Origin of the sequence: Streptococcus sanguinis (assembly GCF_003943655.1) — a bacterium.
Taxonomy (GTDB): Bacteria; Bacillota; Bacilli; order Lactobacillales; family Streptococcaceae; genus Streptococcus; species Streptococcus sanguinis_F.
The window spans coordinates 16,875-40,426 of the sequence record NZ_RJMM01000015.1 but is presented as its reverse complement, the minus strand read 5'-3'; the positions used below and the strand labels follow the sequence as shown (position 1 = coordinate 40,426).

Sequence of the window (23,552 nt, the reverse complement as noted above, 5' to 3'; positions counted from 1 at the left end):
ACTGATTTCATTGTTATTAACAAGTATTACGAATTCTTTCACTAACTTTCATTTCGGCTTTCATTGATTTGAAAAAGCAAAGCAGTATCTTTTGAAAATGTAGAAATACAACTTACAAAATCAATCATTTCCCCTTTTTATTGAGGGGACAGTTCTCCAAAAATAGAAAAAGCACCCGCAAACGCGAGTGCCTAGGTTCAGCTCAAAGCTTAAGCTTCACCTTTATTTTTCTTAATGATTTCTTCTTGTACTGACTTAGGTACATCTTCGTAGTGGTCAAATACCATCATGAAGGTACCACGTCCTTGTGATGCTGAACGAAGAACTGTCGCATAACCGAACATTTCAGCAAGTGGAACATAAGCACGAACGATTTGGCTGTTGCCATGCGCTTCCATACCGTCAACACGTCCACGACGAGCTGTTACGTGACCCATAACGTCACCAAGGTTTTCTTCAGGAACAGTGATTGTTACCAACATCATTGGCTCAAGGATAGCTGGTTGTGCAGTCTTAGCAGCTTCTTTCAAAGCAAGTGAAGCCGCAACCTTGAAGGCTGTTTCAGATGAGTCAACATCGTGGTATGAACCATCGTAAAGTTTAGCTTTCACGTCAACGATTGGGTAACCAGCAAGGACACCATTAGCCATTGACTCAACCAAACCTTTTTCTACCGCTGGAATGAATTCACGTGGAACCACACCACCGACGATAGCATTTTCAAACTCGAAGCCTTTTCCTTCTTCGTTCGGTGTAAACTCAATCCATACGTCACCGAATTGACCCTTACCACCAGATTGGCGTTTGAAGAATCCACGAGCTTGAGTAGAAGCACGGAAAGTTTCACGGTAAGATACTTGAGGTGCACCTACGTTAGCTTCAACCTTGAACTCACGACGCATACGGTCAACAAGGACATCCAAGTGAAGCTCACCCATACCAGAGATAACTGTTTCACCAGTTTCAACGTTTGTTTCAACGCGGAAAGTAGGATCTTCTTCAGCCAGTTTTTGCAGGGCAATACCCATCTTGTCTTGGTCAGCCTTAGACTTAGGCTCAACCATCAATTGGATAACTGGTTCTGGAACGTTGATAGACTCAAGGATGATTTTAGCTTTTTCATCAGTCAGTGAGTCACCAGTAGTTGTATCTTTCAAACCTACTGCAGCAGCGATATCACCTGCATAAACAGTTTCAATTTCGTTACGGCTGTTGGCGTGCATTTGCAGGATACGTCCAATACGCTCACGTTTACCTTTAGAAGTGTTCAATACGTATGAACCGCTGTTCAAGACACCTGAGTAAACACGGAAGAAAGTCAAGCGACCTACGAATGGGTCAGTCATGATCTTGAAGGCAAGAGCTGCAAATGGCTCTTCATCAGATGCAGGACGAGTTTCTTCTTCATCTGTATCTGGGTTGATACCTTTGATTGCTGGGATATCAAGTGGGCTTGGCAAGTAATCGATAACTGCATCAAGCATCAATTGAACACCCTTGTTCTTGAAGGCTGAACCACACAATACTGGGAAGAATTCAACGTTGATAGTTGCTTTACGGATACCAGCTTTCAATTCTTCGTTAGTGATTTCTTCACCTTCAAGGTATTTCATCATCAAGTCTTCATCAGTTTCCGCAACTGCTTCCACCAATTTTTCACGATATTCTTGTGCTTGTTCAAGGTATTCAGCAGGAATATCTTCTTCCAAGATATCTGTACCAAGGTCGTTGGTATAGATTTCAGCCTTCATCTTGATCAAGTCAATGATACCACGGAAGTCATCCTCAGCACCGATTGGCAATTGAATTGGGTGAGCATTTGCTTGAAGACGGTCATGTAGAGTGCTTACTGAGTAAAGGAAGTCAGCACCGATTTTGTCCATTTTGTTAGCAAATACGATACGAGGAACTCCATACTCAGTTGCTTGGCGCCAAACTGTTTCAGTTTGAGGCTCAACACCTGATTGTGAGTCAAGAACAGTAACCGCACCATCCAAGACACGAAGAGAACGTTGTACTTCGATTGTAAAGTCCACGTGTCCTGGTGTGTCGATGATGTTTACACGGTGGTTGTTCCATTGAGCAGTTGTCGCAGCAGATGTGATAGTGATACCACGCTCTTGCTCTTGCTCCATCCAGTCCATTTGTGACGCACCTTCGTGAGTTTCACCGATTTTGTGGATTTTACCAGTGTAGTAAAGAATACGCTCAGTTGTTGTTGTTTTACCAGCATCGACGTGGGCCATGATACCGATATTACGAGTTTTTTCAAGTGAAAATTCGCGAGCCATTTGGTTATTTCTCCTATTAATTTATTTTACAGTTTATTATAACATTATTTAGCAAAAACGGATAGGCAGGACCTACCCGTTCTCAATGCTTATCTTGTTTTTGTTGGTTTCAACTTGTGAGATAATCAGTTGAATGATAGCTAATACTAATCGTTTTAGCTAATTTGAACCCGAGCGAGGCTCTGCGCAAAAAAGATAAACTGCTTTGTGTTCTTTGAACACTGCATCAGTTTCCTATTTTTGCCTTGCGCCTTTAGCGCTCTTGGTGTCATAATCTTACCAACGGAAGTGTGCGAAGGCACGGTTGGCTTCAGCCATACGGTGAGTATCTTCACGTTTCTTAACAGCTGCACCAGTATTGTTAGATGCATCCAAGATTTCTTTTGCAAGGCGATCAACCATTGTGTGCTCACCACGTTGACGAGCAATAGTTACCAACCAGCGAAGTCCAAGAGTTGTACGGCGTTCTGGACGAACTTCAACCGGAACTTGGTAGTTTGAACCACCGACACGGCGAGCACGAACTTCAAGTACAGGCATGATGTTTTCCATAGCTGTTTCAAATACTTCCAACGCATCGTTTCCAGTTGCTTCTTTGATTTGGTTAAAAGCTCCGTAAACGATAGAAGCCGCTGTACCACGCTTACCATCAAGCATAACGCGGTTGATAAGACGAGTAACTAATTTTGAATTGTAAAGCGGATCTGGCAATACTTCGCGCTTAGGCGCTTGGTTTTTACGACTCATTTATCTTTCTCCCCTTTCCTTATGCTTTTGGTTTTTTAGTACCGTATTTAGAACGGCCTTGTTTACGATCAGTAACACCTGCTGTATCAAGTGCACCGCGGACGATATGGTAACGTACCCCTGGAAGGTCTTTTACACGTCCACCACGAAGAAGCACTACGCTGTGCTCTTGCAGGTTGTGTCCGATACCTGGGATGTAAGCTGTAACTTCAATCAGGTTGCTCAGACGTACACGGGCAAACTTACGAAGGGCAGAGTTCGGTTTCTTAGGTGTCATAGTTCCGACACGAGTTGCAACTCCACGTTTTTGTGGTGAAGATACGTTTGTTTGAACTTTTTTATGGCTGTTGTATCCAACGTTCAAAGCTGGTGATTTAGATTTTTCTACTTTTGATTTACGCGGTTTGCGAACCAATTGGTTAATTGTAGGCATCTACATTCTCCTGTATTTTTTTAATTTTGGTGATGATACACTTGGTGACAGCTACCATCTGCGTGTACTTTTGCAACATTTGTCAGCACGTCTCTGTACACTTTTGAGAGACCAAAAGTAAAAAGTACCGTCTATCATTATAGCACGACGATACTTTTCTGTCAATACATTTTTTCTATTTTAAGCTTATCTCTGCTTATTAGATTGCTGCTAACTTATTGCTGCGGCTGAGCCACTGCTTCTTCTGATACAGCAGCTGGATTTTCATAAACACCAGCCTGAGCCCCTTCTGGGTCAATCAGGACAGCTATTGCATGAATACGGCTTTGGAATCTAGCCTTAGTAGCTGCATCTTTGACCTTCTCTGCTGCAGTCTTAGCTAGCTGTAAATCTTCCAAAGTTTGCATGGTTTCAAGCTGTTTAACCGCTTCTTCTGCAGCCTGAACTGCTTGCTCCTCTTCCTGAATTTCTTTTTCCTGTGCTTCTTTTTGAGCAGAAGACAGTTGTAAAGAAGAGCTGCTTGATGCGATGCTGGCAGCTGAACTAACTGAATTCCTATTGGTATTAGACTGCCCCTGCACAAAAACCATGCCAGTAATCAGAATCCCAAACAAAATCGACAATACTCCTAAACGAATCCACAGCGGACTGTGGTCAAACTTTTCTAAAACTGTTTTCATCTATAATCTCCGCCCTTTTCCCTAATCAAAAATATTTCCAATTTCCACATCAATGGTATTCGCCTTGACATCAATATTGGTTACTTTCAAGAGCGATTTATAGTCCAGATAATCGCGATTAGCCTGCGCGTTGTCCGCAAAGACAGCTACACCTGCCAACTCAGAGTCGAACTCAGATAAGAGGCTAATCATCCCTGTAATAGTCCCCCCACCTTTGAGGAAGTCATCCACAATCAAGACGCGACTGCCGGCCTTGAGACTGCGCTTGGACAAGAACATCTTTTCAATACGATCTCCGCTGGAGCCAGATACGTAGTTGACACTGACCGTTGACCCTTCTGTAATCTTTAAATCCCGACGAACGATGACAAAAGGTACATTAAGTACATTGGCTACTGCATTGGCCAAAGGTACACCCTTAGTTGCAACCGTCATGACTGCATCAATCTGTTGACCTTTAAAGCTTTTTGCAATGATCCGTCCGATATTATTCAAAATGGATGGAGTACTGAGCAAATCAGATAGGTAAATGTAGCCTCCCGGAAGAATCCGATTACTTTCAGACAGCTGATCACAAAGACCTTGCACAATGGTCTTAGCTTCTGTATCGGAGATGGACGGGCTGAAAATCACTCCTCCACCGGCACCAGTAATCGTTTCAATGGTCCCAATTTCAATCTCTTCAAAGGCTCGCTTAATAATGACAATATCTTCTGAAATAGAAGATTTGGCAGATTCATATTTTTCTGCAAATGTATTTAAGCTCGTTAATTCATAAGGATGGTTAATCAAATAATTGGAGATAACCACCATACGCTCACTTCTTCTTAATTTCATTTTTTCACCAATTAAAGTTATTTTATTCATTATACCATAACAGAAACAAAAAAACGAACATTCTTTTCCAAGTAATGTCCATTTTTCGTATTTTACTGTTCAAGTTTTGGTTTGTAGAAAGAACGGCCTTCAAGAGCGAATATTTTATTGCTCATTTGACCTGGATCTACAAGTCCTAAGGCAGCAGTCATCATCATCATCTCCGCATCCAGATTATCAATCATGTGCAGAATCTCCGCCTCCATAATCTTAGGCCGGACAGGACTGCCATATTCCAAGAGACCGTGGTGGCTGAGAAGAACATGCCGCAGGACAATAACCTCTTCCTTACTATCGTCAATTTTCAGCTCCATCAAGGTCTTGGTCAATTCTTCATCAATCAAAGCGATGTGGCCAATCAGATTGCCTCGCACAGTGTACTCTGTATTTTCTGGACCGCTGAGCTCAATAACCTTGGCCAAGTCATGGAGCATGATCCCTGCGAATAACAAGCTTTTATTAAGCTGAGGATAAATGTCTCCGATAGCATCTGCCAGCTTGACCATAGTAGCGGTATGAAAGGACAGACCAGACTCAAAAGCATGGTGATTAGTCTTGGCAGCTGGATAGGAATAGAACTCCTTGTCATACTTGCTATAAAGCGAGCGGACCACGCGCTGCCAGACCGAATTCTCAATCTTGAAAATCATCTGAGATAAATAGTCTCGGATTTCTTTCTGATCTACTGGCGGTTTTTCCTTGAAATCCGCTGGATCGTTGGGCTCTCCAGCCTTAGGAAGACGCAGGGTCAGTTGATTGACCTGGGGCGTGTTATTGTAGACTTCCCGTCGGCCTTGCATGTGTACGACCTTGCCAGCAGTGAATTCTTCAACATTATGTGGCTGAGCATCCCAGAGTTTGCCCTCGATTACCCCTGTATCGTCTTGGAAAGTAAAGGCCAGATAATTTTTCCCAGCCCTTGTCTGACGGACTTCTGCTGACTTGATCAGATAGAAACCTTCAAACAGTTCATCTTTTTTCATTTGATTAATCTTCATCGTTTTCCCTTTCTTCTGAAAAATCAAGTAAGTTCAAATCGAGGTCTTGGTCAGACAGCTCAATATGGCGTAAGGTTCTTTCGATAGCTCCTGTCCGTCGGGTCAAGAGTTCATCAATGTTGCCCGAAGCATGCTGCAGATGTTTCTGAGCCTTGGTCAAAATGCCACCGAACTTGTTAAACTCGGATTTGACAGAACCTAGAACCTTGCTGATGTCGTCCGCACTTTTTTGGATATTGAGCGTTTTAAAGCCGACAGACAATGAATTAAGCAAGGCAGATAGGGTTGATGGTCCCGCTACCACAATCTGCTCCTCACGTCGCAAACTGTCAAAAAAGGCTGGGTTGCGGACAACTTCCGAATAGAGACCTTCCGTTGGTAGAAACATAATTCCAAAATTGGTCGTAGCTGGTGGTGCCAGATATTTACTCTTAATATCCTTGGCAAAGCGTTTAACACTTGCTAAGAGAGACTTGCGGTAGAGCTCAATCTCTTCCTTGCTGCCAGACTCATAAGCATCTTCCAAACGGTAGTAATCAGCAAGAGGAAACTTAGAATCAATAGGCAGATAGACATATTCATGCTCTGTCTGTCCCGGCAGTTTAATAGCATATTCGACACGCTCACTGGAGCCGGCCACCGTCACAAACTCTCGCTCATACTGACTGGCCGTCATGATGTCCTCGATAATCTGGCCTAACTGCAACTCCCCAAGAATCCCTCGGGTCTTGGTGTTGGATAAGACCTTATTGAGTGTACCGACATCTCGAGCAACACTCTGCATTTCTCCCAGACCTCGATTAACAGACTCCAACTGCTTAGAAACGGTCTCAAAAGAAGTCTGAAGACGAGTCTGAAGTGTTTTCTCCAGTTTTTCTTCAACGGTCTGCCGCATCTGTTCTAGACGTGTTTCATTTGACTCTTGGATCTGCCGCATACGCTCGTCAGTTTTATCCCGATTCTTGGTCAGGTTGTCACTGATTTCCAAGCGCAGCTCTGTCAAATTGCGGTGCAAATCTGTCCTGACCTCGCTCAAACGATCTCCCATAGCTAATTCCAGCTCTTTCTGAGCCGTTTGCTTTTTCTGGCTTTCTTGCTCCAAGCGATAGTCCAACTGATCCGATAGATGATCTGCCTGATTTTCCAAGACCTGCTTTAGCGTCTCAGTCTGCTGACTAAGCTTTTGCCATAGGAGAAAGGTCAGCACTAGGTTTCCCAAAAGAATGAGGATAATTATAAACTCCATATCAGCTCCTGTCTTTGCTGTAAATGACGACTGTATAGCCGCTATCAAAGTCCAAATAAATGGGCTTATCTATAAATTCGTTAGAAGCATACACTTTTTTGAAAAAAAAGTTATCTTTATTGAGCGGATATTTGGCGCCCTCAATCGTTAAGGCAGCATCATCCGACGGCAGAAAGGCCAGATAGCGCATGCCAGCTACCGGTTTGATTTCATGGCGACCCTTGGGAACATAGGTCAGCAGATTCTGTTCGTCTTCCAGAAAAATCTTCTCCATATATGGTGCAATTTTTTCATTACTGGGTAGGAAAACATTGGCCAAGGCATGATCCAGACGGCCGCCAAAGGCTCCAAAAATAGTTAGACAAGCATCTGGATACCGCTCAAAACAAGCTAGAACAGCTAACTCCAAATCTGTATCATCTTTTTCAGGATGGGCCTGAATGATTTCCTTGGCTCTATCTTTTATACGCAGCAACTCTTCCTTGGTCACTGAGTCAAAATCCCCGACAGCCAAATCAGGACAAACTCCTTGCTCAAGCAGAAAGAGGCTCCCACGGTCTACTCCGACCAACACATCAAAATCTAAGCTAAAATGCTCCAAGTTTCCGCCAGCAAACAGCGCAACCTTAGTCATGTAGGGCATCCCGTAAGGTCTGAACTTGATGATTGACATCGCCCTTGAAGACATAGCTGCCTGCTACGAAGACATTGGCACCGGCTTCTTTAGCAATACCAATGGTCTTATCGTCAATACCGCCATCCACTTCAATATCAAAATTCAGCTGATTGACTTCGCGCAGAACGACCAGTTCTCGAATCTTATCCATGGTTTCTGGCAGAAAGGCCTGGCCGCCAAAGCCTGGATTAACTGTCATCACAAGGACTTGGTCAACCAGATTTAAAACATTTTTGACTACTTCGACTGGTGTTCCCGGATTAATCACAACACTAGGTTTGACTCCCGCTGCTCGAATCTTCTGCAGCGCTCCGTGGATATGTGGCGTCGCTTCGCCATGGATGCTGATGATATCTGCACCAGCACGAGCGAATTCTTCGATATGGTGCTCAGGATTGGAAACCATCAGATGGCAGTCAAAGACTAGCTTGCTGTGAGGACGCATACTGGCAACAACCCCAGCCCCAAAGCTGATATTGGGTACAAAATGACCATCCATAATATCGATATGGGCATACTCAGCACCTGTCGCTTCTAACTTCTTCAATTCTGCTTCAAAATTAGCATAGTCCGCACTTAAGATTGAAGGGGCAATTTTGAATGATGTCATAGTTCTTCTCCTTATTTAGAATTTTTTTTGGCAACTTTTTTATAGGTTTCCCGACGATTTTCAATCTCGCTGAGAAACTGCAGATAATTATCAAAGCGGAATGAAGCTATCTGGCCGGACTCAACTGCTGGCTTGACAGCACAAGCTGGCTCGTGGGTATGAGTGCAAGTACGAAACTTACAGGACTGGCTGAACTCAGCAATTTCTGGAAAAGCTTGATTGAGATCTTCAGCTGCACTCACCTCGTAATCCAAAGACGAAAATCCTGGCGTATCGGCAATCTTCCCACCATTTAGATTGTAAAAGCTAACGGCTCTTGTCGTATGACGGCCGCGGCCCAGACTTTCAGAAATCTCTCCTGTTTCTAGCTGCAGGTCTGGGGCGATTTTATTGAGCAGGGTGGACTTCCCGACTCCAGTCTGTCCCATGAAAACAGTGATTTTCCCTGTCAGCAGAGGCAGCAACTCCTCAGTGGTTTTAACGACCTCATAGCCGATGGACTGATAGGCCTGCACATAGACATCCAAGCTCTGCTCATCTTCAAGCAGGTCTAACTTGCTGATGTAGATAATAGGATGAATCTGTTTATGCTCTAAAAGCACCAGAAAGCGATCCAACAGATTGGCATTAAAATCCGGCTCTTTCGCGCTCATGATTACAACTGCCTGGTCAATATTGACAATCGGCGGCCGTACAAGACTGTTCTTTCGCTCTGCTATTTTTAAAATATAGCCTTCCGAGTCTTTTTCTGCTGAAAATTCGACTTCATCACCGACATAAGGTGTCTGCCCTTTTTTGCGAAAATTACCCCGCGCTCTGGTTTGATAAACCTGTCCATCCGACTCTACATAATAGAAACCAGCCAGAGCCTTAATGATTTTTCCTTGCAAGATTGCTCCTTAAAAGTTAATACACTCATTATAACAAAAAATGCGAGATTTAGCTTGCTTGTTTTACATAGAAGGCATTTCTTAAGGTTGGATCCATTTTTCATAGAAAGCAGCTGCTTTAAAATATTTGGAATAAAAACGGCATGATAAAAGCGAACAAGTCCAAAAGAACCTGTTCGCTTTTTTATATCGAATGAGATGCTCACTGTAATTTTCAGTAAGTCACAAAACTGATTAGCTGCGTTTCGCCTTAGCCATAAGCATTCCTCCTGCGAGAAGAGCCGCTAAGAAGCCAAGAATAGTAACAAGAAGACTTTCTTCCTGTCCAGTACGAGGAAGAGCTTTCCCTCCGACTTTCGGAGCTTGACCACCTGGCTTATTAGTTATCACTCCTTCAACAGCCTCTTTCTTAGCAGGGATATGACTGAAGGTCAGCTGAGTACCGTTAATCTCAAGCTTGTAGCCATCAACTGGATCAGCCGCAACACTATAGACAATTTCCTTGCCGTCCTTGTACTTAGGAAGGCCGCTAAAGTCATACTGCCAACCATTTTCTCCTGACACAACCTGTTCTTTGATTGGTTTGCCATCTGCCAAGAGGCGAACGGTAACCTTAGAAGGTCGAACCTTATCTTGATTTTCAGCATCTGACCATACCGCAGTTCCCTTAACAGCAATCTGTGTTGGTTTATAGCTATTAGTCAAGGTGTAGCTGCCATCTGTTTCTTGTTCCTGGCTGCTGCTATAACCCTCAACTGTCACTTCCTCAAGGACTGTGTAGTTTATTTTCTTGCCCTTCTTATTCTTAGGCAAATCCTTGGACTCAAACTTCCAGTCAGTAGCAGCTGTTACTTCCAGCTCATCTACCACCTTATCTCCGTCCAAAATCTTGACCTTGATAGATGCTGGGCGCTTGCCATCTTGGTTATTTGCATCATCCCAAACCTTTTGACCAGAGACTTTAACGGTTTCTGGAGTATAGGAGTTGGTAATGGTGAACTTATCAATCTTAGTTTCATATTGAGCAACTGACACTTCAGAAAGCGTGTAGACAATCTCTTGACCATTTCTATATTTAGGCAGGTCTTTAGATTCAAACTTCCATCCATTAGCAGCTGTTACTTCAAGTGTATCAACAATAGTGCTTCCATCCATTACCTTAACTGTAATAGATGTTGGGCGTTTGCCGTCTTGATTGTCTGCATCATCCCAGACTTTCTGACCAGAAACTTTAACCTGCTCTGGAGTATGAGAGTTAGTGATTATCTGACCTTCTACTTTCGGACTGTAACCTTTTTCTTTCAAAGCGGCTACTGTTGCATCATCCTCTTTGACGGAGTAGGTGATCTTCTGTCCCTTGTCAAACTGAGGCAGATTAGTGAAACTTGCTTTCCATGTGTTGGCATCTGCCTTATCAGCAACTGTCAAGGTTAATGTCTTACCTGCGACAGCAGCTGGCTCTTCACCATTTACTGAGCTATACAGTTGCACTGTGATAGAAGCTGGACGCTTGCCGTCTTGGTTATCAGCATCATCCCAGACCTTCGTAACAGCATATTCTGTACTTTGAGGAGTGTAAGAATTAGTAATGGTGAACTTATCAATCTTAGTTTGATAGTCCGCAACTGCTTCTTCAGTAACAGTGTAGGCAATCTCTTGACCTGCTGCATACTTAGGAAGGGCTTTCGACTCAAACTTCCAATCGTTAGCAGCTGTTACTTCCAATTCATCTACAACAGTATCGCCATTTTTCACCTTAACCTTAACAGAAGCTGGACGCTTGCCATCTTGGTTATCAGCGTCATCCCAGACTTTTTGACCGGAAATCTTGATCATCTCTGGAGTGTAAGAGTTAGTAACTGTGAAATCTTTGATTTCTTTAGTGTAGCCAGCTACATCATCTTCCTCGATAGAGTAATCAATCTTCTGACCATTTTCATAGACTGGCAGATTTTCAAATTTGGTTTGCCATTGATCAGCAGCGGTCACTTCCTTGCTAGCGACTTCTGTCTTGACACCGCCGACTGTCTTCATCAGCTTAATGCTAATCTTAGTTGGACGTTTGCCGTCTTGATTATCGCTGTCATTCCAGGTCTTGCTGGCAGTGATTTCTGTCTTCTCTGGTGTATAAGAATTAGTGATATTGTAGCCATTAAGATTAGTTGAATAACCTGGAACAGCTTCTTCCGTTACTGTATAGGTAATCCGTTGGCCATCCTTGTAGACTGGCAAGCCAGTAAAGTTGTAAGACCAGCCTTCTGCCTCACCGACTGTCTGGGTATTGACTTTTTGACCGTCAGCTAGCAGATTAACTGTGATAGAAGCTGGGCGCTTGCCATCTTGGTTATCTCCATCTTCCCAAGTCTTGCTTCCAGACACAGTCGTTGTCTCTGGAGTGTAAGAGTTGGTAATGTTGTAACCATCCACTTTGCTAGTATAACCTGGAACAGCTTCCTCACTTACGGTATAAGTGATTTCTTGACCTGACGCATATTTAGGTAGAGCCTTAGACTCATACTTCCAGTCGTTAGCGGAAGTAACATTTTGCTCATCAACAACCGTATCACCATTCAGAATTTTAACCTTAACAGAAGCTGGACGCTTACCGTCTTGGTTATCTGCATCATCCCAGACTTTCTGACCAGAAATCTTGACCGTTTCTGGAGTGTAAGAGTTGGTGATGTTGTAGCCGTCCACCTTGCTCGTGTAGCCTGAGACAGCTTCTTCTGCAACAGTATAAGCAATTTCTTGGCCAGCTGCATATTTAGGAAGAGGATTAGATTCATATTTCCAACCATTAGCAGCAGTCACTTCCTGTACATCGACAATATCTTGGCCTTTCAAGATCTTGACTCTAACAGCATTTGGACGCTTGCCGTCTTGGTTTTCCGCATCATCCCACTTCTTCTGACCGGAAATCTTGATGGTTTCTGGCTTGTAAGTGTTGGTCACTACAAAGCCATCAGCAGCATTGCCAGTTACCTGAGATTGATAGTGAGGGACCGCGTCTTCTTCCAGAGAATAAACAACTTCTTGTCCCTTTTCATATTTGTTCAAGTTGGTGAACTCGATTGCCCACTGGTCAGCTTCGGTCAGAGTTCGGTTCGCAACTTCTGATTTCTGACCACCGACTTCTTTATAAAGTTTTACAACAACATTGGCAGGACGTTTGCCGTCTTGATTTTCAGCGTCATCCCATTTCTTGCTAGCTTTGATAGCGATTTTCTCTGGCGTACGACTATTGGTAACAGTGAGATTTTTCTGTTCTACTTCTGGAGCATCGTAGCCATCAAGCTGTTCTTCACCGATTGTATAGGTGATTTTTTGACCATTTGCATCAAAGATTGGTAAATCAGTTGTCTGAGCTGTCCACTCCGCATCTGTACTGCCACCAGTTACGGTCACTGTCTTATCAGCCAGCTTTTGACCGTTAGCGTAGACATCTACAGCAATAGAAGCTGGACGCTTGCCATCCTGATTGTTTTCATCTTTCCAAACTTTCTTGACTGTCAGCTTTTTGCTGGCATTTGGATCCACCGTATTCTTGACTGTTTTAACTGCACCCTCAGCCTTGATAGTCACCTTCATCGGATTGCTGTCCAGTACATAGCCTTCCGGAGCTGTTACTTCTTCTACTGTGAATTGACCTTTTTTGATTTCTTCACTTGAGAAAGGCTGTGTAGAAACCCGACCATTAGCATCTGTCGGTGGCAGAGTAATCTCTTCACCGCTAGGAGTTGTCACCTTAAAGACAGCACCTTCCAGCATTTTGCCAGTCTTAGAATCTTGCTTGTAGAGAACCAGACTGTTGCTGATATCCGCTGTAATGACACCGCCTTCTGTAATCCGGCTGCTACGTTCTATTGTAGAAGACGTAACACCAGGACGATCATCTCTGAATGGCAGTTTTTCATTATCAACTTCCATCTCAGCCGTATTCGACACCAAAGAACCATCAGCTGGTGAAGTTGTCATATAGTTCAACATAAAGGCGTGGTTGCTTGGGTTATTGATGGTTAGAGTAAATTCTGTATAAGTGTCATTATAGGCAACCGTATAATCTTGACCTTCTTTCAAGATAACAGAATTCGCAATACTTGATAAACTCTGTGTGTACTCCCCTTGGCGAAGGACAAATTGCTCCGGAACGAATTGCATAGGCGCACTGCTATCAGGAATGACATCCTTGATAACAATCGGAGAGTTATAGGTCTTTTGCTGAGTATTGATACGAACAGTCCAGTTATGTGAGTAGTCACCGCTCTTGCCTAGAATAGCCGAATTATATGGCTTCTTAGCAATAACTCCCCCAATTTTAGCGTAGTTTTCACCAGCTGTTGAAAAACCGCTCTGTTTGCGCTCGTTAATGGTTACCTTATGGCTCATCGCACCTTGAGTTTCATCAGGCTTATAATTCCAATCCTGTTCAGCGCCTACTGTTGTCGCCTGAAAGTCGAAAAAGAAGCTTCCTCTTACACCAGTAGCAGTTGTTTTAGCCTTGTAATCTGCTAAATTTTGAATAGTGACCGTAATAAGGCCACCCTTACCCGAACCATTCGACGTCATCTTAGCAGCTCCAAGCTGGACCTGTGTTTCATTATCCGTCAGGGTAAAGGTTGTACCATTAGCAATGGTTGCACCGTTTGGTACTGTAAAGGTAAAGGTGTCCCCATCCTTGAGCTGGCTATCGTAAGCTGACAAATCAAAAACTAGCTCATAACGATAATTTCCCCCTTGAACCAAATTATAAGCACCGTTAACCTTGGTTGCTTCGCGGCCATTAGAGTGGTCCCAGATTTTAATATCTGTGATTGCATTCTTCAAAACATCCGCTTGAGCCGTTGCTGTAAACAGCTTCAAATCCAGCAAAAACAGAAGGGGCAGCATCAAAAACAGCAGCCATTTTTTCAGTTTCATAACATTCTCCTTTTTTATTTCGTTACCTAAATAAGTAATTAATCTTATTGTAACAAATACTTGCTATAATAGCAATATCATAGAACTATTTTAGTAAAGAAAAAATAGAAATTTTTCTGCTTTTTTCGTACAGTGAAAAAAACTGATATTCTCTATTGGCATTTTCACAAAAATAAGTTATAATAGAATCTCAAGCGGAGGTGGTGGAACGGCAGACACGCATGCTTCAGGCGCATGTGCCCGTACGGGTGTGAGGGTTCAAATCCCTTCCTCCGCATAAAAAGCAATCCTATCATGATTGATAGGATTTTTTGTTATTATGAAGTAGAATTACACTGCTGAGAAAAGCCAGAAAGGTCAGTCCCCCTGTTAAATACTTCTCTAATAGACTCGCAGTCACAAAGAAATTGAAAACAGTAGCCAAAAAGAGAAAAACAGTTCCGCTTAAGATGATTTCTCTCAGAACAGAAGACTCCAAGCTACTTCTTAGCCAACCACCCAAAGATAGATAACTAAGACTAAAGAAACCCCACAGCAAGAAAAGCAGGAAGTTGACAGGCCTCAGCCATAAAGGAAATACTATATAAGTGCCGCCAAATACCAAACGTCCCAGAGGCAGACCTAGCATAAGCAGGAGATGGAGTAAAGACTGCGAAAACCAGAGCAGGGAAGAAAACAAAGACAGAAATTTCACTTTCATATGTACCTCATTAGCAAAATAGAAGACCAGCTATGTAGAGCAGATCTTCTATTTTTTTATAATCCTTCAGACTTCAAAGCATCTGCCAGGCGAGCAAATTCTTCGAGGCTCAAGGCTTCTCCCCGAACACTTGGAGACAATTCAGCTTGCTCTAAAGCAGCTGTTAATTTTGCCTTGGTCTCCTCTGTCTTGCCAAAATGACTGGTCAGGTTGTTCCAGAGCGTCTTGCGGCGATGGACAAAGCTGGCCTTGGAGATCTTGAAAAAGAATTTCTCGTCCTGTACCGCCACTGCTGGCTGGTCTCTGCGCACCATCTTGAGAATAGCCGAATCTACATTGGGCGCTGGCACAAAGACTGTCCGCGGCACAACAAAGGCAACCTTAGCTGTCATGTAATACTGCACCGCAATCGACAAACTGCCGTAGGCCTTGGTATTAGGCTGAGCCGAAATCCTATCCGCCACTTCTCTCTGCATCATAACGACAAACTCACTAAAAGGAATCCCGCTCTCAATCAAATGCATGAGAATCGGCGTCGTGATGTAGTAGGGCAGATTCGCCACTACCTTGATAGGCAGGTCTGGATTTTTAAACTCTGCTATGTACTGGGCCAAATCAACCTTGAGAATATCCTGATTGACCACTGTCACATTGTCAAAATCGCGCAGAGTATCCGCCAAAATCGGTACCAGCCGATCATCAATCTCAAAGGCCATGACCTCCGCGGCACTTTCCGCCAAAAATTCTGTCAATGCCCCAATTCCAGGCCCAATTTCAATGACATTGACCTTTTTGTCAATCTCGGCTGTGTCCACAATCTTCTGGAGGATGTTGGTATCCGTCAGGAAATTCTGACCGAAAGATTTTTTAAAAGTGAAACCGTGACGCTCCAGAATGGCACGGGTCACACTATGGTCCGCAATTCGCATCTTTTCTCTTTTCTAATTCGTTATTCATTATCTTTTAAGGAGGTCATTTGCCCTAGCAAGGTGTNAAGTTTTTTCTGCTCTTCTTCCTCGTAAGCAAATGCATTAGCCTTAACTTCTTTGCATTTCTCGTCATACAAAAAGCCCTCATAGCCAGCTTCTGTAGATAAGGCTATATAGACTTTCGCCATTTTTTCAGGACTAATCGAAAATCTTGACTTAATTTTATAAAGATTTTTCATAAAAGCGCTGAGGTGATTATAGCGGCGCATATCTACTTTGACATTGGTCACACGAATCGCCTGAACCTTGATACCTTTCCAATGCTTCCGCATATAAAGCGACAGCATCAACAAGGCCAGCTTATTCTGATAATAGGTCTTAGCAGGACTGTAATGTTTTTGACCGGATAAATTTTCAAAATCAAGCTTCATGAAAGGATAAAGCACTAGCCCTTGGGAAGAAATATTAACAATCCGACCACTTTCTGACTTTTCCAACAAGCCCTTCAACAAGGCAGAAAGTAAGTACGGAGCCCCCACATTGGTCGCAAACTGCTTTTCTAATCCATTTTTCGTAAGAATCGGCTTTTTGATTGATAAATCAAAATCAGCCGCATTGTTAATTAAAACATCTAAAGTCTCTTCTTTTTGGATATACTGTTCTACCGCTTGCCTGACACTTTTCATATCAGATAAATCAACCAAGATATAATCTACATGCGGATTTTCTGTTTGTTGACGGATTTTCTCACAGGCTTGCTCAGCAGCTTCTTTTCGCCGGGAAAATAGGGTCACTGACCACCCTTTTTCAGCTAACTGTTTAGCAGCCTGGTAGCCAATACCACTATTGCCGCCAGTAATAATTACTTTTTTCATTTCTTACTCCGTTAGACTGAATACTTGCGCATGGTATCTTCCACTTCCGCCAAAGTCACCCCAAACAATTCCAAGCGTTTGAGGAGCTGCTTGCCGTTAGAATAGCCGATACGGAGCTCTTCACCCAAATACTCTCGACGCTGACGGCTGTCACTTCCCATAAGCAGACCTAGTCGCACAAGATCGCTTTTGGTGATGTCAAAATTATCCTCATCATCGAAATATCCGACCAAACCAGCCAATGCCTGCTGCAAATCCTCAAATGAAGCGTGCTCTACTCCAAGCGATTTACCTTTGTTCTTAGACTTGGGAGCCGCCTCGTCACGGCGGAGAAAGGCATGCTGAGCAGTAGGCACAGCCTCCATAATCATTCGACGGATACGCTCGCCATTGTAGTCTGGATCGGTAAAGACAATCACACCTCGCAGCTGGTGCAATTTCTCAATCCGCTCTAGGTCTTCTTCATTGATAGCGGAACCTCTCGTCTCATAAGTGTCAACTTGGTAAAATCGCTGCAAATTGGCTGTGTCATCCTTGCCCTCAACGACGATTACCTGAGGGATTTTTATCTTCTCAGTCAAGCCCAAACACCTTCTTTGCATTTTCATAGGTCGCCTGCGCTACTTCTTCGACAGTCAGCTCACGCAGATCAGCAATTTTCTCTACAACATAGCGGGTATAGGCTGTTTTGTTTTCTCGGCCACGCTTGGGAACAGGCGCCAGATAAGGTGCATCAGTCTCGACGAGGATTTTGTCCAAAGGCAGGCTCCGCGCAGCCTCCTGAATATCCGTCGCTTTCTTAAAAGTCACAACTCCAGAAAAGGAAATCATCATCCCTAGCTCGATAAATCGCTCTGCCATTTCCAAAGAGCCAGAATAAGAGTGCATAATACCGCCTCGAGGACCAACTCCCTCACTCTTGATAATCTCATAAGTATCTTCCAAAGCATCACGTGTGTGAACGACAAAGGGTAGATTCAGCTTTTTAGAGAGCTGGATTTGGCGTCGAAACACCCGCTCCTGAACATCCTTGGGCGCAGTCATCCAGTGATAGTCCAGCCCAATCTCGCCCAAAGCCACCACCTTGGGATGACGAAGCTTGTCCAGCAGATAGGCTTCCACCGCCTCATCATAAGTCCCCGCCTCAGTCGGATGCCAGCCAATCGTAGCATAAAGCTGATCATAGCAATCTGCCAGCTCCAGGGCGCGCTCAATGGTCGGTCGGTCAAAACCGACAATATTTATTTTGCTGACGCCCATTTCTACAGCCAGCTGCAGCTCCTCTTCCTCTCGACCAGCAAATTCTTCCACATTTAAATGCGTGTGTGTATCAAAAATCTTCATGGTTTACTTCCTTGTATTTCCTGTCCTTTATTATACCAAAAATGACCTGAAAAATCAGAAGTCTCTTCAAAGCAGAAAAAATAAGATAGCTACCATTCAACAACTATCCGAATCCGTCTTAAAGTTCTCCATTGGAATAATTAAGTAGAAAGACAGTACCAGCATTAACACAAGCGGGAGGAGAATATAAATAATTCCCATGCTGCTGGCAATAGCTATTAACAGAATGGATAAAACACTCGGAACAGCCATGCTAAATAGATTAATAGCTGACTGGATGGCTCCCATAGACTCTTCTGGAATCATACTGAACACAGATTTCTGCAATCTAGGACTTAGCAGACCGACTGTAACTGAGCAAGCAAAGCTTGCTATCAGTACAAGTAAAAAGTTTTGCCAGAAAAAACCGCAAAGAATAAATCCCTCAAATACTTGGCTACTATACATAGCAAGCTTAGTCGAAAGTTTTTTTAGCAAACTGCCACTCAAAATGTTCCCTAAGATCAGACCAGCGGAACTTAGAATAATTAACACAGCAATGGACTGACCGATCTGCAGATTCCAAAAAGGCCTTTTCAGCAATAAAAGAGTCGCTACTGGCGTCAGAATGTTCAGAGTGACCTGCCCAAAGATTGAAACCAATAACAACCTCACAACATTTTTCAATCCCAGTAAGACCTTAAGAGAATCCAATAAATGCTGCCAATAATTCTCTTTATTTAGCTCCTTGGCACTGCTAAACTCGGGTTCTAAGTTCTGTAAGCTTTTACTAATATGCCAAAAACCAAGGTAAGCTAGCAAGAATGTCAGAGCATTCAGACCTGCCAAAGCTCCGATGCTCATCCAAGCGATGAGAAAACCGCCAGCTAGATTCCCCAAAATATGAACCAGACTCATACTAGCCTGCCGAAAGCCCATAGCAGAGGTCATATCTTGCTCAATAACCTTTACATAAACCGGTGTCAGCATGGCACCTGAAAAATAACTCAGACTATCCGATAGAAAGTTAATCAAGCAAATCACAAGCAGAATCAAGAAAGAGAAATCTTGTCCAAGCAGCAAAAACGTTACCAAGCTATATAAGAGCACCTTACTAAACTGTATAAGCAGGTATTTATGAATGCGATTCTTCTGAAAGTCCGCCGCGACTCCAGTAAAAACTTGAATTAACTGGGGCAGCGTTTCAGAAAGAGAAATCAATAAAACCGCAAGTGGAGCAAAGGAATAGGCGGAAACATAGTTCATCAAAGCCAAATAAAAAACAATATCTCCAAAACCTGAAATCCATTGATTGATGAGCAACTGGCGAAAATTTTTGTTTTCTGCAAAAACAATCATACGACATCTCCTTTACTCTTGTTAGATTTTTGTTTAACAAATTATAACAATAAATTAGGTATNTGTCAAATTTTTATTAGATTTATGCTTTACAAAAGGAAGACCTAGAATGAATCCAGGTCTTCTGAAACTATGTTAGGTCTTGTTTGAACTTCTCTATAATCTTTCGAATCAGTTCTTTATTGACCATGTATTTAACCGAATCATCATCCATCACAAGTTCCAGCAAGCCAGAATTTAGCAGCTTCTGCGTATGGAATGAGATAGAGGCTCTTGTAAGCCCCAGTTTTTTAGCTATATCTTTATTCTTGGCATGCGGTTGAATCAATTCAATCAAGACTTTATAGCGGGTTTCATCTCCAAGAGTTTTTAAGGTCAGAGCCAATGTTTCACCGTCTAGCTCCGATTCCGCCTTTGATAACTGGGAACTTCTCGTCGAAAGGACTAAGGAATAGGAAGTGAAATCAGGAACCCTTTCGAGAAAAGAGTCAATAAACATAGGTGACAGAACAAAGACTTGTGTGTCCTTTTCAAGAAGCTTGGCATTCTGCTCATCATCATTCATCACATCAGATAGGCTAAATTCTTGTTCAAAAGCTAGTACTTCCTGCTCAAACTGCTCATAAATAGACTGATAGAGCTCGAACACTCTTTCCAACAAGGAAACTAATTGGTCCCGAAGCTTCTCTGGATGCTGAATAGCTTGGTACCAGTACCATTTATTTTCCGGAGACTTGTCACTATGCTCTATAAAAGCCAGCAGATCTTCAGGATGTCCCTTGATGACTTCCCCTTTAGAAAGCTTAAGTGATAAACAATAGATGATTTGCTCTGCGTCTAGTTTTTTCAGACATTCTAACAAGTCATGCAAATTGGCCGGATCTTCTCCTTTTTCTAGCAAGTAGAGGTAGAGGAGAGGAGCCAGTCCCACCGTAGCTCCTTCAAACAAACTAACCGCAACAAGCTCGTTTTTTAAGGGAAGCAAATCTTGATAGAGCTTATCATAGTGCGGCTGTACATCAAGAAGCAGCTCCTTTTGATCCTGCCGTAAATCCTTCCACATATGTTTATCATCCCTTGAAACGATGGCAGGAACCATGAGAAATTCATATAACTTACTACGATAATGAACAAGCTTTACACCCACAGATTCTTCCCTCCTTACACATACTCCGTTTCTGACCAGAAAGAGTATACAATTCCTATTTTTCATTATACCAAAAATCAGACGAAATATTCATCCCCTTCTGCTCTATTCATCTCCTGGCAAGAAATCCATATCTATACAATAAGAACTTTTTAGAAAAGTTCATCTAGTCCTTAAGACCGATTTTATCATTTTTCGATATTTTCTTATTGATTATCGATAACATTCGTGCTATAGTTACTAAGAAATGAAACGTTAGTCGGAGGAAATTATGACAGACAAAATGAAAAAGACTACTGAAGATATGAGCATTACTCTTACAAAAATCAGTATCAGCCTTTTATTTATTGCTTCCATTATCTTGATAGCTCTAGGACCTTGGGTCGTCAATCTAGTTATCGAATTCCCCTCTCCTTTCTTTCAAGGGGAGATGCGCTTTTGGGTCTTGCTGCTGCTCGGCTATGTCCTCGGCTGCCTGGCTCTAACCTGTATTGTCCATCTCTATCGGCTCCTTAGCCGCATCGGTAAAAATCAGGTCTTTATCACACAAAATGTTCAGTACATGCGCTATCTTGGCTGGGAAGTGGGCACTGTCGCTCTTATCTCCCTCTTTATGGGACTGACAGCTTACTTGCCCATGCTCTTAGTCACTGTTTCTTGCAGCATCTTGACCCTGATTATCCGTGTCATCCGCAACGCCTTTGGCAAGGCCATTGAGCTGCAGGATCAAGTGGACTACACTATTTAGGAGGTCTTATGATTCAAATAAATTTAGACCTTGTCATGGCGAAAAAGCGCATCAGCGCTGGCCGTTTAGCAGAATTGATTGACCTAACACCAGCCAACCTATCTATCCTAAAAAATAATCGAGCCAAGGCTGTCCGCTTCTCAACACTCAACGCTCTCTGCCGTGAATTAGACTGCCAGCCTGGCGATATTTTGGAGTATATCCCTGATGAGGAGGAGAAATAATTATGGAATATCCAGCACAAGATCAGATGAATGTCCAGCCTTGTCTGCCCGCAGAAGCAGAACGACAGACCATCTTCACAGGCCTAGAGGACAAGCAACTGCGATTCTTTAAAATCAGCTATCTAATCCTCTATCTTTTAACCTACTTTTACTCTGCAGTATTTTTTAATTATCAAACTGCATCCTTTTTCCCTTTTGCAATCGGTCTTATATTGCTAAGCGAAGCCTTAATCAGGAAATTAGCCTATCCATCACTACAGATAAAGAATCTTGACAGCAAGTTAGAGGCTAGAAGCTTTCTGATCATGACGCTAGCTCAAGCCCTAGCTTTAAGTCTCTGGGGGCTTCATCGTCAGCTAGAATTTTTCCAATTCCTAGCCATCCACATCTCATTCGCCTTCTACATTCTGTCCCGCACAGGCTGGTTAAGCCAAGGGCGTTTGGGGATCCTAGTCTGGTTTGATGCCATTCAAGCCTTCTGCATCCTGCCCTTTAAAAATTTCATTGCTGCTATTCTAGTCTTTATAGAAGGCAAGCAGCAGGACTCTTCCGAAAGCTCTGACAGTCTGTCTTCAAAGAAAGCCCAACAGCTCGCGATTATCGTCAGCAGCTTCTTTGTCGCAGGAATCTTGGTCTACTTTGTCTGGTCCCAGCTGAGTCAGGTTTCAGACAGCTTTGCCTCTTTCTTCAGCAATACCGCTGATTTCATTGAGAATCTATTTGACTCCCTCTTTTCAAGTCTTGATAGCAGCATGATTCTCTTCAAGGCCTGCCTGGCTGTTCCTGTCAGTCTCTACTTGTATGGCCTACTGGCCGGCAGTCTGTTAGGCAAAAAAGATACTAAACTTAGCTACAAAAAATTTCAAGCAAGTATCCGCCCTTTGCGAGTAGCACCCGCTTTCGCAACCTACATTATCATCGGCAGCCTTTGCCTGACCTATGCACTCTTCTTCCTGACGGGTCTGGGTGAGCTCGGCCAGCTCCTAAGTGCCGGAACAGTAGCTCAGGCTATTTCTCCGCAGAATGCTTCAACTGTTGCCGTAGCTGGCTTCTGGCAGCTGGTTCGGGTGTCTATCCTTAACTTTGCAGTCCTAGGCGTCTTCTATCTGATTGCCAAAAAACCGCTCTGGGACCAAAAAGGGACGCGATTCGCAGCTACTATCCTTTTTATCTTTACGGGTCTGCTAGCCTTGCTAGCTGGCTGGAAATTATTTGGCATCTACATCTATCTCTATGGACCAACACCGCTGCGCTTGATTTCAGCATGGTTCATCCTAGTTCTCTTAGTCTGGTGCCTACTGACCCTGATTCGTTTCTATAAACCTATCCAAGCTATTCGCATCGGTATCTTTTACGCCCTGATAAGCTTTACCTTACTCTGCTATCTGTATCCAATACTTTTACCAGTAGGATAAGGAGCAATGGATCTTAACGACATTCAAAAACCAGAAAGTAGATTATGAACCGCACCCCAAAAGTTAGACACAAAAAATCTAACTTTTGGGTTTTTTTAAAATGAAATTAACTTATGAGGACAAAGTTCAAATCTATGAACTCAGAAAAAAGGACAAAACTGCTACCGCTTATCAAGTACTGAACTTCGTTCTATAGAGTCCTCTCGTTAAAAGCGCAAAAAAACCAGCGGTCTCGAGTCTCCGCTGGTTTCTTGATAAATCGTTTGGATTAAGCAGCCAAAACTTTGCGTCCTTTACGACGGCGAGCTGCCAATACACGACGACCGTTTTTAGTTGACATACGGTGGCGGAAACCATGTTTACGCGCACGACGGATTTTACTTGGTTGATAAGTACGTTTCACGATGAATACCTCCTCTTAGATTCTTGTATTCGTTTAGCCGGCTAGTTGTGATCAGTTACTAAACA

General features: G+C 43.1%; 22 protein-coding genes and 1 tRNA gene. 4 read left to right on the top strand and 19 right to left on the bottom strand.

Going from position 1 to position 23,552, the window contains the following annotated elements; translation table 11 throughout:
- Nucleotides 1-209 precede the first annotated feature (209 nt).
- From fusA to D8886_RS07390, 11 genes are all read right to left on the bottom strand, one after another.
- On the bottom strand, nt 210-2,291 hold the full coding sequence (gene fusA, locus D8886_RS07445) for an elongation factor G (RefSeq protein WP_125434876.1): 2,082 nt from the start codon (nt 2,289-2,291) through the stop codon (nt 210-212).
- A gap of 276 nt (nt 2,292-2,567) precedes the next feature.
- Nucleotides 2,568-3,038: a 30S ribosomal protein S7 gene (gene rpsG / locus D8886_RS07440; RefSeq protein ID WP_125434874.1), complete on the bottom strand. Its 471-nt coding sequence runs from the start codon at nt 3,036-3,038 to the stop codon at nt 2,568-2,570.
- 19 nt (nt 3,039-3,057) lie between these two features.
- Nucleotides 3,058-3,471 carry a 30S ribosomal protein S12 gene (gene rpsL / locus D8886_RS07435; RefSeq protein ID WP_002893867.1) on the bottom strand — a complete coding sequence of 138 codons (414 nt, stop codon included), beginning with the start codon at nt 3,469-3,471 and terminating at the stop codon, nt 3,058-3,060.
- A 215-nt stretch (nt 3,472-3,686) separates the two neighbouring features.
- Complete coding sequence (locus D8886_RS07425) at nt 3,687-4,151, bottom strand: hypothetical protein (RefSeq protein ID WP_125434872.1); 465 nt, start codon at nt 4,149-4,151, stop codon at nt 3,687-3,689.
- A 21-nt stretch (nt 4,152-4,172) separates the two neighbouring features.
- Nucleotides 4,173-4,988 (bottom strand): pur operon repressor, encoded by an 816-nt coding sequence (gene purR / locus D8886_RS07420; RefSeq protein WP_032909974.1) that lies wholly within the window; start codon nt 4,986-4,988, stop codon nt 4,173-4,175.
- A 92-nt stretch (nt 4,989-5,080) separates the two neighbouring features.
- Complete coding sequence (locus D8886_RS07415; protein WP_002916559.1) at nt 5,081-6,025, bottom strand: 3'-5' exoribonuclease YhaM family protein; 945 nt, start codon at nt 6,023-6,025, stop codon at nt 5,081-5,083.
- Nucleotides 6,015-7,271 carry a DNA recombination protein RmuC gene (locus tag D8886_RS07410; protein ID WP_125434870.1) on the bottom strand — a complete coding sequence of 419 codons (1,257 nt, stop codon included), beginning with the start codon at nt 7,269-7,271 and terminating at the stop codon, nt 6,015-6,017. Before D8886_RS07410 ends, D8886_RS07415 begins: the two co-directional genes overlap by 11 nt.
- 1 nt (nt 7,272) lies before the next feature.
- Complete coding sequence (locus tag D8886_RS07405; RefSeq protein WP_185761271.1) at nt 7,273-7,905, bottom strand: thiamine diphosphokinase; 633 nt, start codon at nt 7,903-7,905, stop codon at nt 7,273-7,275.
- Entirely contained in the window at nt 7,898-8,557 is a 660-nt protein-coding gene (gene rpe, locus D8886_RS07400) for a ribulose-phosphate 3-epimerase (protein WP_125434866.1), read from the bottom strand. Before rpe ends, D8886_RS07405 begins: the two co-directional genes overlap by 8 nt.
- 11 nt (nt 8,558-8,568) lie before the next feature.
- Nucleotides 8,569-9,447, bottom strand: a complete 879-nt coding sequence (gene rsgA, locus D8886_RS07395) for a ribosome small subunit-dependent GTPase A (RefSeq protein ID WP_125434864.1) — start codon at nt 9,445-9,447, stop codon at nt 8,569-8,571.
- Between the two features lie 234 nt (nt 9,448-9,681).
- A complete protein-coding gene (locus tag D8886_RS07390; protein WP_125434862.1) occupies nt 9,682-14,364 on the bottom strand; it encodes a Cna B-type domain-containing protein in 4,683 nt (1,560 codons plus the stop codon).
- 194 nt (nt 14,365-14,558) lie between these two features.
- Here D8886_RS07390 and D8886_RS07385 point away from each other — a divergent pair.
- Nucleotides 14,559-14,641 (top strand) — tRNA-Leu (locus tag D8886_RS07385).
- Nucleotides 14,642-14,656: 15 nt separating this feature from the next.
- Here D8886_RS07385 and D8886_RS07380 read toward each other — a convergent pair.
- From D8886_RS07380 to D8886_RS07345, 7 genes are all read right to left on the bottom strand, one after another.
- Nucleotides 14,657-15,064 (bottom strand): hypothetical protein, encoded by a 408-nt coding sequence (locus D8886_RS07380; protein WP_125434860.1) that lies wholly within the window; start codon nt 15,062-15,064, stop codon nt 14,657-14,659.
- Nucleotides 15,065-15,120: 56 nt separating this feature from the next.
- The gene (rsmA, locus tag D8886_RS07375; protein ID WP_125434858.1) at nt 15,121-15,993 is read right to left on the bottom strand and encodes a 16S rRNA (adenine(1518)-N(6)/adenine(1519)-N(6))-dimethyltransferase RsmA; all 873 of its coding nucleotides are present in this window, start codon (nt 15,991-15,993) and stop codon (nt 15,121-15,123) included.
- 20 nt (nt 15,994-16,013) lie between these two features.
- Nucleotides 16,014-16,868, bottom strand: coding sequence for an SDR family NAD(P)-dependent oxidoreductase (locus D8886_RS07370; protein WP_125434856.1), 855 nt, complete (start codon nt 16,866-16,868; stop codon nt 16,014-16,016).
- Between the two features lie 11 nt (nt 16,869-16,879).
- The gene (rnmV, locus tag D8886_RS07365; protein ID WP_373083178.1) at nt 16,880-17,449 is read right to left on the bottom strand and encodes a ribonuclease M5; all 570 of its coding nucleotides are present in this window, start codon (nt 17,447-17,449) and stop codon (nt 16,880-16,882) included.
- The gene (locus D8886_RS07360) at nt 17,442-18,212 is read right to left on the bottom strand and encodes a TatD family hydrolase (protein WP_049552865.1); all 771 of its coding nucleotides are present in this window, start codon (nt 18,210-18,212) and stop codon (nt 17,442-17,444) included. The genes rnmV and D8886_RS07360 overlap by 8 nt, the downstream gene beginning before the upstream one ends.
- Before the next feature lie 96 nt (nt 18,213-18,308).
- On the bottom strand, nt 18,309-19,550 hold the full coding sequence (locus D8886_RS07350; protein WP_049552864.1) for an MFS transporter: 1,242 nt from the start codon (nt 19,548-19,550) through the stop codon (nt 18,309-18,311).
- A gap of 130 nt (nt 19,551-19,680) precedes the next feature.
- Nucleotides 19,681-20,763 (bottom strand): ArsR/SmtB family transcription factor, encoded by a 1,083-nt coding sequence (locus D8886_RS07345; protein ID WP_125434852.1) that lies wholly within the window; start codon nt 20,761-20,763, stop codon nt 19,681-19,683.
- 205 nt (nt 20,764-20,968) lie between these two features.
- Here D8886_RS07345 and D8886_RS07340 point away from each other — a divergent pair, with 205 nt between their 5' ends.
- From D8886_RS07340 to D8886_RS07330, 3 genes are read left to right on the top strand one after another with little or no spacing between them, the layout of a single operon-like run.
- The gene (locus D8886_RS07340; protein WP_125434850.1) at nt 20,969-21,445 is read left to right on the top strand and encodes a DUF2975 domain-containing protein; all 477 of its coding nucleotides are present in this window, start codon (nt 20,969-20,971) and stop codon (nt 21,443-21,445) included.
- 8 nt (nt 21,446-21,453) lie between these two features.
- The gene (locus D8886_RS07335; protein WP_125434848.1) at nt 21,454-21,669 is read left to right on the top strand and encodes a helix-turn-helix domain-containing protein; all 216 of its coding nucleotides are present in this window, start codon (nt 21,454-21,456) and stop codon (nt 21,667-21,669) included.
- A 2-nt stretch (nt 21,670-21,671) separates the two neighbouring features.
- Nucleotides 21,672-23,084: a DUF4153 domain-containing protein gene (locus tag D8886_RS07330; protein WP_125434846.1), complete on the top strand. Its 1,413-nt coding sequence runs from the start codon at nt 21,672-21,674 to the stop codon at nt 23,082-23,084.
- 268 nt (nt 23,085-23,352) lie between these two features.
- On the opposite strand, the gene rpmH is transcribed toward D8886_RS07330, so the two are convergent.
- Complete coding sequence (gene rpmH, locus D8886_RS07325; protein WP_002893904.1) at nt 23,353-23,487, bottom strand: 50S ribosomal protein L34; 135 nt, start codon at nt 23,485-23,487, stop codon at nt 23,353-23,355.
- Between the last annotated feature and the right edge of the window lie 65 nt (nt 23,488-23,552).